The sequence below is a fragment of the Oryzihumus sp. genome (assembly GCF_054325275.1).
Window position 1 is genome coordinate 18,577 of record NZ_JBTCWL010000046.1, and the last position, 12,769, is coordinate 31,345.

Consider the following 12,769-nt stretch of genomic DNA (forward strand, 5'->3'; position numbering starts at 1 on the left):
ACGTGCGGGTGCCCCGGACAGGCGCGGGGCCGGCATACCTGGGGGGTAGGCCGGCCACGCGTGGCGGTGCGGGGGTCAGGCCGGGACGCTGGCCACGCCCTGGGGCAGGAAGCGCTGGCCGGTGACCTTCTCGGCGACGCCGGTGCGGTCCAGCAGCGGGGTCAGGCCACCGTTCCAGAACGAGAACCCGGCGCCGGTGATCATGGCCAGGTCGATGTCCTGCGGGCCTGCGGCCACACCCTCGTCGAGCATGAGGCGGGCCTCCTCTGCGAGGACGGAGAGCACCCGCTCGCGGACCTGCTCGGTGGTGAGCACGACCGGGTCGGCCGGCTTCTCGAACAGCGCCTCGACCTCGGGGTCGACGACCGGCTTGCCCTCGGGCCAGATGTAGATAGCCGCCTTCTTCGCCTCGACGATGCGGCGCAGGTTCTCCGAGACGTAGAAGCGCTCGGGGAAGGCCCGGGCCAGGGTCTCGTTGTTGTGCAGCGCGATCGCCGGGCCGACCAGCCCGAGCAGGATGAACGGCGGCATCGGCGCGAGGCCGGCGAAGGCCCGGTCGGCCACCTCGATCGGGGTGCCCTCGTCGACGACCTTGGCGACCTCGCCCATGAAGCGGCCGAGGAGGCGGTTGACGATGAACGAGGGGGAGTCCTTGACCAGGATCGTCGTCTTCTTCAGCGCCTTGCCGGTGGCGAAGGCCGTCGCGAGCGTGGTGTCGTCGGTCGCCTCACCCTTGACGATCTCCAGCAGCGGCATGACCGCCACCGGGTTGAAGAAGTGGAAGCCCACGACCCGCTCGGGGTGCTTCAGGTCCTTGGCCATCTCGGTGATCGACAGGGAGGAGGTGTTGGTCGCGAGGACCGCCTCGGGGGAGACCACGGCCTCGACCTCGGCGAAGACCTTCTTCTTGACCGACATCTCCTCGAAGACGGCCTCGATGACGAACTCGGCGTCGGCGAAGCCCTCCTTGCTCGTCGCGCCGGTGATGAGCGCCTTGAGACGGTTGGCCTTGTCGTGGCCGATCCGGCCCTTGCCGAGCAGCTTGTCGACCTCGGCGTGCACGTAGGCGACGCCCTTGTCCACGCGCTCCTGGTCGAGGTCGGTCATGACGACCGGCACCTCGAGGCGCTGGATGAACAGCAGCGCGAGCTGGCTGGCCATGAGGCCGGCGCCGACGATGCCGACCTTGGTGACCTTCCGCGCCAGGGACTTGTCCGGTGCCCCGACCGGGCGCTTCGCGCGCTTCTGGGTCAGGTCGAAGGAGTACAGGCCCGCGCGCAGCTCCTCGCCCATGATGAGGTCCGCGAGCACCCGGTCCTCGGCGGCGTACGCCTCGTCGCGGGTGGCGGTGCGGGCCTGCGAGACCAGCTCGAGGGCGCGGTACGGCGCGGGCGCCGCGCCACCGGTCTTGAGGTCGGCGAAGCCCTTGGCCGCAGCGATGGCGGCCTCCCACTTCTGCTCGTCGCGGTCGACCTCGGGTCGCTGCACGGTGACCTTGCCGGTGATGACGTCGGCCGCCCAGGCGAGGGAGTCCTCGAGGAAGGTGACCGGCTCGAACATCACGTCGGCGGCGCCGAGCTCGAAGGCCTGCGGGCCCTTGAGCATGCGGTTCATGTTGAGGGAGTTCTCGACGATGACCTTGAGGGCCTTCTCGACGCCGACGAGGTTGGGCAGCTTGAAGCAGCCGCCCCAGCCCGGCACCAGGCCCAGGAAGCACTCCGGCAGGGCGAACACCGGCACGCCGGAGGAGATCGTGCGGTAGTCGCAGGACAGGCCGACCTCCACGCCGCCGCCGAGCGCTGCGCCGTTGGTGAACGCGAACGTCGGGACCGGCAGGTCCTCGAGCTTGGCGAACGTCTCGTGGCCGAGGCGGCCGATGAGCAGCGCCTGCTCGTGCTCGGTGAGGTGGGAGACGCCCTTGAGGTCTGCGCCGACGGCGAAGATGAACGGCTTGCCGGTGACACCCACGCCGACGATCTCGCCGGCCTCGGCGCGCACCTTCAGCGCGTCCAGTGCCTTCGACAGGCCGACCAGGGTGGCCGGGCCGAGCGTGTTGGGCTTGGTGTGGTCGAAGCCGTTGTCCAGCGTGATGAGGGCAAAGGTGCCCGCGCCGCCGGGCAGGTCGATGTCGCGGACCCGCGTGTGGGTGATGACCTCGTCGGGGAAGACCGCGGAGAAGTCGATGTCGGTGGCAGTCATCAGGCTGCGTCCTCCTTGCCGTAGTCGGCGTGGTGCGGGTTCTCCCAGATGACCGCGCCGCCCATGCCGATGCCGATGCACATCGCGGTGAGGCCGTAGCGGACCTCGGGGTGCTCCTCGAACTGGCGGGCGAGCTGGGTCATCAGGCGCACGCCGGAGCTGGCGAGCGGGTGACCGGTGGCGATGGCGCCGCCGTACTCGTTGACGCGCGGGTCGTCGTCGGCGATGCCGAAGTGGTCGAGGAACGCGAGCACCTGCACCGCGAACGCCTCGTTGAGCTCGAACAGGCCGATGTCCTCGATGGTCAGGCCGGCCTGCTTGAGGGCCTTCTCCGTCGCCGGGACCGGACCGATTCCCATGACCTCGGGCTCGACACCCACGAAGGAGTAGCCGACCAGGCGCATCCGCACCGGCAGGCCGAGCTCCCGGGCGGCCTCCTCGGAGGCGAGGATGCACGCGGTGGCGCCGTCGTTGAGGCCGGCGCTGTTGCCGGCGGTGACCCGGCCGTGCGGGCGGAACGGGGTCTTCAGGCCGGTGAGGTTGTCGATGGTGGTGCCGGGGCGCGGCGGCTCGTCGACGGTGGCCAGGCCCCAGCCGAGCTCCTCGTGGCGGGTGGCGACGGGGACCAGGTCGGGCTGGATCTTGTTGTTGGCGTAGGCCTTCTCGAGCTTGTTCTGGCTGCCGACGGCGAAGGCGTCGGAGCGCTCCTTGGTCAGCTGCGGGAAGCGGTCGTGCAGGTTCTCGGCGGTGGAGCCCATGACCAGCGCGGAGGGGTCGACGAGCTTCTCGGCGACGATGCGCGGGTTGGGGTCGACGCCCTCACCCATCGGGTGGCGGCCCATGTGCTCGACGCCGCCGGCGATGGCGACCTCGTAGGAACCGAAGGCGATGCTGGAGGCGGTGTTGGTCACCGCGGTCATGGCGCCGGCGCACATGCGGTCCACCGAGTAGCCCGGGGTGGTCTTCGGCAGGCCGGACAGGAGGCCGGCCACGCGCCCGAGGGTCAGGCCCTGGTCGCCGATCTGCGTGGTGGCCGCGAGGGCCACCTCCTCCACGCGCTCCGGCGGGAGGTCGGGGTTGCGGCGGAGCAGCTCGCGGATGCAGTGGATGACGAGGTCGTCGGCGCGCGTCTGGGCGTAGATGCCCTTCTCGCCGGCCTTGCCGAACGGCGTACGGACGCCATCGACGAAGACGACCTCACGCAGTGTGCGGGGCACGGGTGCCTCCCTGGGAGCGGGGTCTGGTCAACCCGGGGGTGTGTCCCCCGGGCACCGCCGATGCTACTCGCGGGTAACAAGGCGAGACATCGCACCCATGGCGTGAGAGCCGTCACCCTCCTAGGCTCCGCCCATGTTCGCGGGGCTGAGGGACGAACGGGTGGATGTCGGCGAGGTCGAGCTGCGGGTGCGTCACGGTGGGGCGGGGCCGGCGGTGCTGCTGGTGCACGGCCACCCGCGGACCGGGGCCACCTGGCACCAAGTCGCGCCCCGCCTGGTGGAGCGGGGGTTCACCGTCGTATGCCCCGACATGCGCGGCTACGGGCAGTCCTCGTGCGCACCGGTGCTGCCGCAGCACAGCCAGCAGTCCAAGCGAGCCGTTGCCGGGGACCTGCTCGCCCTGATGCGGGGGCTGGGCCATGAGGAGTTCGCCGTGGCCGGGCATGACCGCGGCGCCCTGGTGGCGCTGCGCCTGGCCCTGGACCACCCGGCTGCGGTGACGCGCCTGGCGGCCCTCGACGGCATACCGATCACCGAGCACCTGTCCCGCGTCAACGCGCGGTTCGCCCACGACTGGTACCACTGGTTCTTCTTCGCGCAGCCCGACAAGCCCGAGCGGGCGATCCTGGCCGATCCCGACGCGTGGTACTCCGCCACCGCGGAGCACATGGGGCCCGAGGCGTTCGCGGAGTTCCGGGCGGCCATCCACGACCCGGACACCGTGCGCGCCATGCTCGAGGACTACCGCGCCGGGCTGGGGGTCGACCGCGAGCACGAGGAGACCGACCGTGCCGCCGGCCGGGTGGTGCGCTGCCCCACCCTGGTGCTGTGGTCCAGCAGGGACGACCTCGAGGACCTGCACGGTGACCCCGTGCGGATCTGGCGGGACTGGGCACCCGACGTGCGGGGGCACGCGATCGAGTCGGGGCACCACATGGCGGAGGAGAACCCCGCGGACCTCGCCCGGGCGCTCGCAGGCTTCCTCAGCTGAGCCCGGGCCAACGGTGGCGCCGGCGGGTCAGCCGACGTCCTCCGCGGGGTGTGCGGCGATGGCCGCCTCGATGATCGGCACGGCGATGTCGCACTGCCACCCCCGGGCGCCGAGCGTCGTCAGCGCCTCGCGCAGCGACGCCTCGGTCGCCGGCTCCGGCGGCGTCCACAGCACCCGGCGCAGTGAGTCGGGGGACAGGACGTTCTCCACCGGCACGGAGTGCTCATGGGCGAACGCGGCCATCGCTGCCCGGGCGTCAGCCAGGCGGGCGGCCGCGACCGGGTCGCGGTCGGCCCAGGACCGTGCCGGCGGAGGGCCGTCCGCCTTGAGGGTCAGCAACGGCAGGTCGTGCTCGGGGATCCGCTTGGCCTTGGCAACGGCACCCAGCCAGGTGCGGGAGTTGCGCCGGGCCAGCCGGCCGGGGTGGCCGTTGGGCAGGTCCTCGGCCGTGGCCGGAGCGCTCAGCGCGACCTCGATCAGCGCCGCGTCGGGCAGCACGCGGCCGGGGGAGACGTCGCGCTCGACCGCCATGGCGTCGCGCTCCTGCCACAGCTCGCGCACGATCGCGGCGGTGCGGCGGTTGCGAACCTTGTGCATGCCTGACGTGCGCCGCCACGGGTCCACCCGGGGCGGGGGGCCGGTGAAACGGGTGAGGGCGTCGAACTCCTCCATCGCCCAACCCGTCTTGCCCTGGGCCTCGAGGTCGGCGGCGACGTGGTCGCGGACCTCCACGAGCACCTCGACGTCGAGGGCGGCGTAGAGCAGCCACGGCTCCGGCAGCGGCCGGGTGGACCAGTCGACGGCGGAGTGCTCCTTGGCCAGGCTCAGGCCGAGGTAGTGCTCCACGACGGCGGCGAGGCCCACGCGGGGCAGGCCGACCAGCCGGGCGCCGAGCTCGGTGTCGAACAGCCGGGCCGGGCGCAGCCCCACCTCGGCCAGGCAAGGCAGGTCCTGGGTGGCGGCGTGCAGCACCCACTCGACGTCGGCGATCGCCTCGGCCACCGGGGACAGGTCAGGGCAGGCGATCGGGTCGATCAGCCACGTGCCCGAGCCCTTGCGGCGCAACTGGACGAGGTAGGCCCGCTGGCCGTAGCGGTAGCCCGAGGCGCGCTCGGCGTCGATCGCCAGCGGACCGGAGCCGCCCGCGAGGGCCTGTGCCGCCTCGACCAGCCGACGCTCGTCGACGACCACGTCGGGGACCCCGTCGGCAGGATGCTCGAGCGGTGTCAGGACGGGTTGGGTGACGTCCTCGGTGACGTCCTCGGCGGGCTCGGTGGATCCGGTGTTCACGTCCCCAACCTAGGCGATGGACTCATCGGCGCTGCGCAGGCAGCGCCACGACACCCTCGGGCAGCGGTGGCAGCCCGGCGACCGTGCACAGCAGGTCGGCCCACGCCTGCAGGTGGGTGCCGAGCGCGTCGTCCGTCGGCGTCCAGGAGGCGCGCACCTCCATCTCGACGCTGGCCCGGCGGTCCGCGAGGCCGGCGAAGCTCTCCGACACCACGCGGGTCACCGTCCCGGCCTCGGCGGTGTGGCGGGCGCCGCGGCCGTCGAGGGCGTCGACCAGCCAGGACCAGCCGACGGCACCCAGCATCGGGTCGTTGGCGAGCTCGGCCTCGAGCTCGGCCCGGGCGAAGGTCACCGCCCGCCAGGGCCCGCCCCACGGCTCCGGCTCCGACGGGTCGTGCAGCAGCACGAACCGGCCGGAGGCCAGCTCCTCGTCGGCGCGCTGGGACACGACCTCGGCGGTGAGGGCCACGGCATACGGGGCGATGCGTTGTGGTGCGGGCACCTCGGTGAGGCGCACCTCCGGGCGCATCCGTGCGTCGCGCAGCTCCTGGAGAGCGCGCGTGAACTCAACCGGGCTGTCACCGGGGAGACCTCGACCACCCACACCATGAGGGTAAGCCGACGGGGGCCGACGTGACCCGCGGCGCGCCGGGATACGGTGCGGCGATGCTGGCGTTGTTGGCCCTGGCCTCGAGTGCGGTGTGGGGCACGTCCGACTTCTTCGCGGGGCTGAGATCCCGCAGCCTGGCCGCGCCGGCGGTGGTGGGGGTCTCCCAGGCGTGCGCGTTCGTCGCGCTCAGCGCGGTCGTGATGGTGCGGCTGCCCGACCTGACCCTCGACGGCTGGCCCGGGTGGGCGCTGGCCGCCGGGCTCTCGGGCACCCTCGGGCTGGTCAGCTTCTACGCCGCGCTGGGCTCGGGGACCATGGGCGTCGTCGCCCCGATCTCCTCTCTCGGCGCCGTCGTCCCGGTGGTCCTCGGTCTGCTGGGCGGCGAGCAGCCGCCGGCGCTCGCCTGGGCAGGGATGGCGGTGGCGGTGCTCGGCGCGGCACTGGCCTCCGGCCCCGAGCTCAGCGGCGCCGTGCCGCCCCGCCCCGTGGTGCTGGCGTGCCTGGCGGCAGTCGGCTTCGGCCTGGCGCTGTACTGCCTCGACCGGGGCGCGCGGGTCTCCCTGCTGGACACCCTGTGGGGGATGCGCCTGGTCAGCGTGCTGCTGTTCGGGACCGCTGCCCTGGCCCTGCGCACCGTCGCCGGCACCCGGCGCCGCGACGTGCCCGCCCTGGCGGCCATCGGCCTGGGCGACGTCACCGCCAACGGCCTGTTCGCCTTCGCCTCCTCACGCGGGCTGGTCAGTGTCGCCAGCGTGCTCGGCTCGCTCTACCCCGTGGTCACCGTGGTCTGGGCGCGGTACCTGCTGCACGAGCGGCTGCGCCGGGTGCAGCTGGCCGGGGTCGCCCTCACCGTCCTCGGCGTCGTCGGGATGACCGTGCCGGTCTGAGCGGTGCCGGTGCGTGTGCGGGCGGTGGCGGGCGGGCGGGCGGAGGTGGCCGCTACGAGGTGACGGAGGGGCTGCTGCTGCGTGGGAGGATTCACGGGTGACTGACGCCCCCACGCCCCTGCACGACAGCCCCCTGGTCCGCGCCGCCCGCCGGCAGTCCGTGCCTCACACCCCGGTGTGGTTCATGCGCCAGGCCGGCCGGTCGCTGCCGGAGTACCGCGCCGTGCGTGAGGGCGTGGGCATGCTGGAGTCGTGCCGGCGGCCCGACCTGGTCACCGAGATCACGCTGCAGCCGGTGCGCCGCCACGGCGTGGACGCCGCGATCTTCTTCAGCGACATCGTCGTGCCGCTCGCGGCCGTGGGCGTCGACCTCGACATCGTCGCCGGGGTGGGCCCCGTCGTGGCCAAGCCGGTGCGCACCCGCGCCGACCTCGACCGGCTGCCGGAGCTGACCCCCGAACACGTCCCCTACATCACCGAGGCGGTGCGCCTGCTCGTGGCCGAGCTCGGCGACACCCCGCTGATCGGGTTCGCCGGGGCGCCGTTCACCCTGGCGTCCTACCTCGTCGAGGGCGGGCCGTCGAAGAACCACGAGCACACCAAGGCGCTCATGTACGGCGACCCGCAGCTCTGGCACGACCTGTGCGCCCGGCTGGCGCAGATCTCCGGGGAGTTCCTGCGGGTGCAGGCCGCGGCGGGCGCCTCGGCGGTGCAGCTGTTCGACTCGTGGGTCGGCGCGCTGCCGCGGACGGACTACGAGCGCTTCGTCCAGCCGCACTCCGCGGCGGCGCTCGCGGCCGTGGCCGGCCCGGACGTGCCGAAGATCCACTTCGGGGTCGGGACCGGTGAGCTGCTCGCCGCGATGGGGGCCGCCGGGGCGGACGTCGTCGGGGTCGACTTCCGGGTCTCGCTCACCGACGCGGTCGCCCGCCTCGGTGACCGGTATGCCGTGCAGGGCAACCTGGACCCCGCGCTGCTGTTCGCGCCGTGGGAGGCCCTGGAGGCCAGGGTCCGCTCGATCGTGGAGGAGGGGAAGGCCGCACCCGGGCACATCTTCAACCTCGGCCACGGGGTGCTGCCCTCGACCGACCCCGACGTGCTGACCCGCGTCGTCGAGCTGGTGCACGAGGTGTCCGCGCGCTGAGGCCCGCGACGCGCAGGTCGGCGCGGGCACGACGCGCCTGTCTGCGCGGGCGACCCCCCGGCATACCGGGGGCGGGCGCACCGTCCGGCACGCACCTGTCGGCGCCGCGTCCTACGGTCGGGTCATGAGCGAGCTCTACCCCTACGGCCTGGGTGCCCGGCGCTACCGAGAGGTCCTCGAGGAGGACTTTGCCCGCCTGCGGTCGGTGGCCCCGCGCGCCCTGGACCGCCCGGTGCCCGAATGCGAGGGATGGGTCGGGGCGGACGTGCTGCGGCACACCGCGCTGGTCTACCTGCACAAGGTCGAGACGATGCGGCGCGGCGACTGGCCCGACCCGTGGCCGCCGGAGGGGATCGAGGAGGCCGAGCCGCTCGGGCTCATCGACGACGCCCACGGGCAGCTGGTGGCCGAGCTCGACGAGCGCGACCCGGCCGGGCACGCGCGGACCTGGTGGCCGCCGGACCAGAGCGTGGGGTTCTGGGTGCGGCGCATGGCGCACGAGACCTCGGTGCACCGCCGCGACGTCGAGAGCGCCGCCGGTGAGGGCACACCCGTCGCGGCGGACCTCGCCGTGGACGGGATCGACGAGGTGCTCATGATCATGCTCGCGGGCGACTGGAGCGACGCCCCGGTGGGGACCGCCAGCGGGGCCGCCGTGGTGGTGTCCAGCGGCGGCCACGACTGGGAGGTCACCCTGGGGCCGGACCGGGTCGACGTCCTTCGGGCCGTGTCCGGCGGGGCCGTCGCCACCGTCTCGGGTGAGCCCTCGGAGGTGCTGCTCTGGCTGTGGGGTCGCGGTCCGCGCCCGGACGTCTCGGGTGAGGAGGCTGTGGTCACGGAGCTCCGGGAGCGGCTGGGGCTGGCGACGCGGTGACGCCGGCCTGACGGCGGCGCAGCCAGCGCCAGAGCGGCCAGCCGGCCAGGCCGACCAGGGCCGCGAACGGCAGGAGCGCACCCACGACGGTGAGCACCGCGGTGACCGACGCCTGGAAGGCGTGCCAGCCCTGGCGCAGGCCGGCCAGGAAGCCGGTGTTGTCCACCGTGGCCGCGACGACGGCCGGAGTGCTCAGGGTGACGGTCACGGTCGAGCGGTCCACGCTGCCCTTGAGCGCGGCCAGCTGGGCCTGCAGCGACTCCAGGTCGGCCTCGCGCCGGCTCAGCTCGGACTCCAGCGAGACGACCTGGCCGATGTTCGTCGCCTGGGCGAGGAGTGCGCGCACCCGGTCCAGACTCGCCTGCATCGTCTTGACCCGGCTGGCGGTGTCGACGTATTGGTCGGTGACGTCCTGGCTGGTCGTGCTGCGGGACAGGACCGTGCCGACGCGGGCGAGCTGGTCGATCGTGGCGTCGAGCCTGTCCGCCGGGACGGACAGCGTGATCGTGCCGAAGCCGTTGAAGGTCTGGCTCGGGGTGGCGCCGGTGAGGGGCTGGGGGCCACCGTCCTTGCCGAGCTGCTCGTTGAGCACGAACCCGTCGACCCCGTCGGCCACGGCGCGCACCGCGCTCGCGGCGACGGCGACGTCCTTGACCTGGATGGACAGGCTCGCGGTCCGGGTGATCTTGCGCTCCGCGGCCACCACCTGGGTGACCGCTCCGGAGCCGGGCGATGACGCGCCGGAGGCAGGCGGCGCCTTCTGGTCGCCGGGGACGGACGAGCCCCCCACCTGCGACGCGGCACCCGCCGAGGAAGAGGTGGAGCTGCCAGTGGAGCTGCAGCCGGCCAGGACGGCGACCAGGAGCCCCCCGGCGACGGCGACCCCGCAGGCGCGCCGGCGGCGGGAGCGGGACGAGTGGTGGAGGACAGGCGCGGTGCGTGGGTCCATGGGGGCCTCCGGGATGGTGATCGGTCGGGCTGCCGTGCTTGCCGGTTGGAGGCCCCGGTCCGGACGGGAGTTCCTGACCCACGGTTTCGATCCGGTCACGGGGCTGAGAGGCTGCGGCCATGGCGAGCACCAGGGTGGCCGTGGTCGGTGGGGGGATCAGCGGGCTGGCGGCGGCATGGCAGCTGGTCCACGACCTGCCCGGTGCCGAGGTGGTCGTGCTGGACGCGTCCGACCGTCCCGGGGGCAAACTGCGCTCGGCCGTCGTCGGCGGGGTGCGGATCGACGTGGGCGCCGAGTCGATGCTGGCGCGTCGGCCCGAGGGCCTGGACCTGGCCACCGGGCTCGGCCTGGCCGGTGCGCTGGTCCACCCAGCCACCACCCGGGCCAGCGTCTGGTCCCGCGGCGCGCTGCACCCCATGCCCGGCGGCACCCTCATGGGGGTGCCGGCCAACCCGGCGGCGGCACTCGGGCTGCTCGACGCCGAGGAGATCGCGCGGGACGAGCAGGAGCGCGACCTGCCCGTGACGCCGCTGACCCGGGACGTGTCGGTCGGGGACTACGTCGCCGAGCGGGTCGGGCCGGCGGTCGTCGACCGCCTTGTCGAGCCGCTGCTCGGTGGCGTGTATGCCGGGCACGCCCGCCTGCTGTCCCTGCAGGCCACGGTCCCCGCACTGTGGCAGGCGGCGGTGCGGGGTGAGTCCCTGACGGTGGCCGCGGAACGGGCCGCGTCCGCAGCAGCCGCCGACGGCACCCCGGTGTTCGCCGGCCTGCGCGGCGGCATGGCGACCCTTGCCGAGTCGCTGCACGCCGCCCTCGTCGCCCGTGGCGTACGCGTCGTCAGCGACACCATCGTGCGGTCGCTAGAGCGCACGGCAGGCGGCTGGCGCCTGGTCACCGGGCCGGCGCCCGCCCCGGTGGCGCTCGACGTGGATGCGGTCGTCCTGGCCGTGCCCGCGGCCCCTGCCGCCAGGCTGCTCGCCCCGCACAGCGCGCGCGCGTCGGCCGAGCTGGGCGGGGTCGACTACGCGTCCATGGCGATCGTCAGCCTGGTCCTGCCCCGGGCCGGGATGCCGCCGCTGCCCGGCTCGGGCTTCCTCGTGCCCCCGGTCGAGGGGCGCACGATCAAGGCGTCGACCTTCAGCGGCGCCAAGTGGGGCTGGGTGGCCGAGGCGGCCGGTGACCTCGTGGTGCTGCGGGCCTCGATCGGCCGCCACGGCGAGGAGGCGGACCTCCAGCGGGCCGACCAGGACCTGGTTGCGGTGGCCCACAAGGAGGTCGGCGAGGCACTCGGTGGCCGGCTGCCGGCGCCGGTCGACGCGCACGTCCAGCGGTGGGGCGGTGCGCTGCCGCAGTACGCCGTGGGCCACGTCGACCGCGTGGCCCGGATCGGTGAGGCGGTGGCCGGCCTGCCGGGGCTGGAAGTCGCCGGCGCGGCATACCAGGGGGTGGGCATCCCGGCCTGCATCGGCTCCGGGCGGGCGGCGGCGCTCGCCGTCGCCACCCACCTGAAGGGGCGGCCCACAGCCGGGGGAGAATGAGGCCATGAGCCCGAAGCCCAGCGCCAGCCAGATCCGCGAGATCAACGACTCCATCCGCTACGCGATGTGGTCGGTCTTCAAGGTCAGCGCCCCGTTGCCGGAGGACCGGGCAAAGCTTGCCGCCGAGGTCGAGGCGCTCTTCGCCGAGGTCGCCGCACAGGGCGTGGTCGTGCGCGGCGTCTACGACGTGGCCGGCCTGCGCGCCGACGCGGACTTCATGGTGTGGTGGCACTCCGAGCGGATCGAGGACGTGCAGTCGGCATACCACCGGCTGCGGCGCACCGAGCTCGGGCGGCACCTGTCCCCGGTCTGGTCCTCGGCCGCGCTGCACCGTCCGGCCGAGTTCAACAAGGGCCACATCCCGGCGTTCATGGCCGGCGAGGACCCGAAGCGCTACATCTGCGTCTACCCGTTCGTGCGCTCCTACGACTGGTACCTCCTGGAGGACAGGGAGCGTCGCGACATGCTCGTCGAGCACGGGCAGATGGCGCGCGGCTACCCCGACGTGCGGGCCAACACCATCGCCTCGTTCGCGCTGAACGACTACGAGTGGGTGCTGGCGTTCGAAGCCGACGAGCTGCACCGCATCGTCGACCTCATGCGCGACCTGCGGGCGTCGAAGGCACGGCTGCACGTGCGCGAGGAGGTGCCGTTCTTCACCGGCCCCCGCGTCGAGGTCGCCGACCTGCTGGCCGCCCTGCCCTGACCTTCGCCTGGCTCACGGCGCCCACCGTCCTCTCGGGACGGTGGGCGCTGCCGTCGGCCGGTATGCCGTGTGGGCGGCTCGGTCGAGCTGGTTCCGGTCCGGCGGGGCGCCACCCGGCCGGAGCCGTCGGGTGGCGCGCTGCCTGACCTTCGCCCGATGGTCCGAACGACGGGCAGGGCCTGTCAGTGGTCGAATCTATGTTCGAATCATGCACCAGGGGGATCGTCGTCAGGGGGCCGCGGCCAGCGGGTCCGGTGGCGTGCCTGCGGAGGTGCCGGGTGGGGCAGAGGTGTCGTTCGCCGAGAGGTTCGCCGCGGTGGACGCGGCGGCGGAGGCGTTGACCGGGCTGGTCGAGGTGGTGCAC

11 protein-coding genes are annotated in these 12,769 nt (G+C 73.6%); 6 read left to right on the forward strand and 5 right to left on the reverse strand.

Translation table 11 applies throughout. From position 1 onward, the window contains the following. Positions 1–75: 75 nt before the first annotated feature. Together ACXVGS_RS12755 and ACXVGS_RS12760 are read right to left on the reverse strand one after the other, a co-directional pair. On the reverse strand, positions 76–2,199 hold the full coding sequence (locus ACXVGS_RS12755; protein ID WP_458529965.1) for a 3-hydroxyacyl-CoA dehydrogenase NAD-binding domain-containing protein: 2,124 nt from the start codon (positions 2,197–2,199) through the stop codon (positions 76–78). Continuing rightward, on the reverse strand, positions 2,199–3,416 hold the full coding sequence (locus tag ACXVGS_RS12760; protein WP_458532142.1) for a thiolase family protein: 1,218 nt from the start codon (positions 3,414–3,416) through the stop codon (positions 2,199–2,201). Before ACXVGS_RS12760 ends, ACXVGS_RS12755 begins: the two co-directional genes overlap by 1 nt. Positions 3,417–3,549: 133 nt before the next feature. Between ACXVGS_RS12760 and ACXVGS_RS12765 the strand changes: the two genes are divergently transcribed. Beyond that, positions 3,550–4,407: an alpha/beta fold hydrolase gene (locus ACXVGS_RS12765; protein ID WP_458529963.1), complete on the forward strand. Its 858-nt coding sequence runs from the start codon at positions 3,550–3,552 to the stop codon at positions 4,405–4,407. A 27-nt stretch (positions 4,408–4,434) separates the two neighbouring features. Here the strand turns inward: ACXVGS_RS12765 and ACXVGS_RS12770 are convergent, their stop codons facing one another. Beyond that, on the reverse strand, positions 4,435–5,697 hold the full coding sequence (locus tag ACXVGS_RS12770; protein ID WP_458532141.1) for an HRDC domain-containing protein: 1,263 nt from the start codon (positions 5,695–5,697) through the stop codon (positions 4,435–4,437). Between the two features lie 22 nt (positions 5,698–5,719). Continuing rightward, entirely contained in the window at positions 5,720–6,301 is a 582-nt protein-coding gene (locus ACXVGS_RS12775; RefSeq protein ID WP_458529961.1) for a DUF3000 domain-containing protein, read from the reverse strand. A gap of 62 nt (positions 6,302–6,363) precedes the next feature. On the opposite strand from ACXVGS_RS12775, the gene ACXVGS_RS12780 reads away from it, so the two are divergent. The 3 genes from ACXVGS_RS12780 to ACXVGS_RS12790 all read left to right on the forward strand — a co-directional run bounded on the left by ACXVGS_RS12780 (position 6,364) and on the right by ACXVGS_RS12790 (position 9,212). Further along, positions 6,364–7,194, forward strand: a complete 831-nt coding sequence (locus tag ACXVGS_RS12780; protein WP_458529960.1) for an EamA family transporter — start codon at positions 6,364–6,366, stop codon at positions 7,192–7,194. A gap of 97 nt (positions 7,195–7,291) precedes the next feature. Beyond that, positions 7,292–8,338 carry a uroporphyrinogen decarboxylase gene (gene hemE, locus ACXVGS_RS12785; RefSeq protein WP_458533924.1) on the forward strand — a complete coding sequence of 349 codons (1,047 nt, stop codon included), beginning with the start codon at positions 7,292–7,294 and terminating at the stop codon, positions 8,336–8,338. 124 nt (positions 8,339–8,462) lie between these two features. Further along, positions 8,463–9,212: a maleylpyruvate isomerase family mycothiol-dependent enzyme gene (locus ACXVGS_RS12790; protein ID WP_458537017.1), complete on the forward strand. Its 750-nt coding sequence runs from the start codon at positions 8,463–8,465 to the stop codon at positions 9,210–9,212. On the opposite strand, the gene ACXVGS_RS12795 is transcribed toward ACXVGS_RS12790, so the two are convergent. Next, positions 9,172–10,161, reverse strand: a complete 990-nt coding sequence (locus ACXVGS_RS12795; protein ID WP_458537018.1) for a DUF4349 domain-containing protein — start codon at positions 10,159–10,161, stop codon at positions 9,172–9,174. The two genes, ACXVGS_RS12790 and ACXVGS_RS12795, sit on opposite strands and share 41 nt — an antisense overlap. A gap of 119 nt (positions 10,162–10,280) precedes the next feature. Here ACXVGS_RS12795 and hemG point away from each other — a divergent pair, with 119 nt between their 5' ends. Next, positions 10,281–11,699 (forward strand): protoporphyrinogen oxidase, encoded by a 1,419-nt coding sequence (hemG, locus tag ACXVGS_RS12800; RefSeq protein ID WP_458537019.1) that lies wholly within the window; start codon positions 10,281–10,283, stop codon positions 11,697–11,699. A 4-nt stretch (positions 11,700–11,703) separates the two neighbouring features. Further along, on the forward strand, positions 11,704–12,405 hold the full coding sequence (gene hemQ, locus ACXVGS_RS12805) for a hydrogen peroxide-dependent heme synthase (protein ID WP_458529955.1): 702 nt from the start codon (positions 11,704–11,706) through the stop codon (positions 12,403–12,405). Positions 12,406–12,769 lie beyond the last annotated feature (364 nt).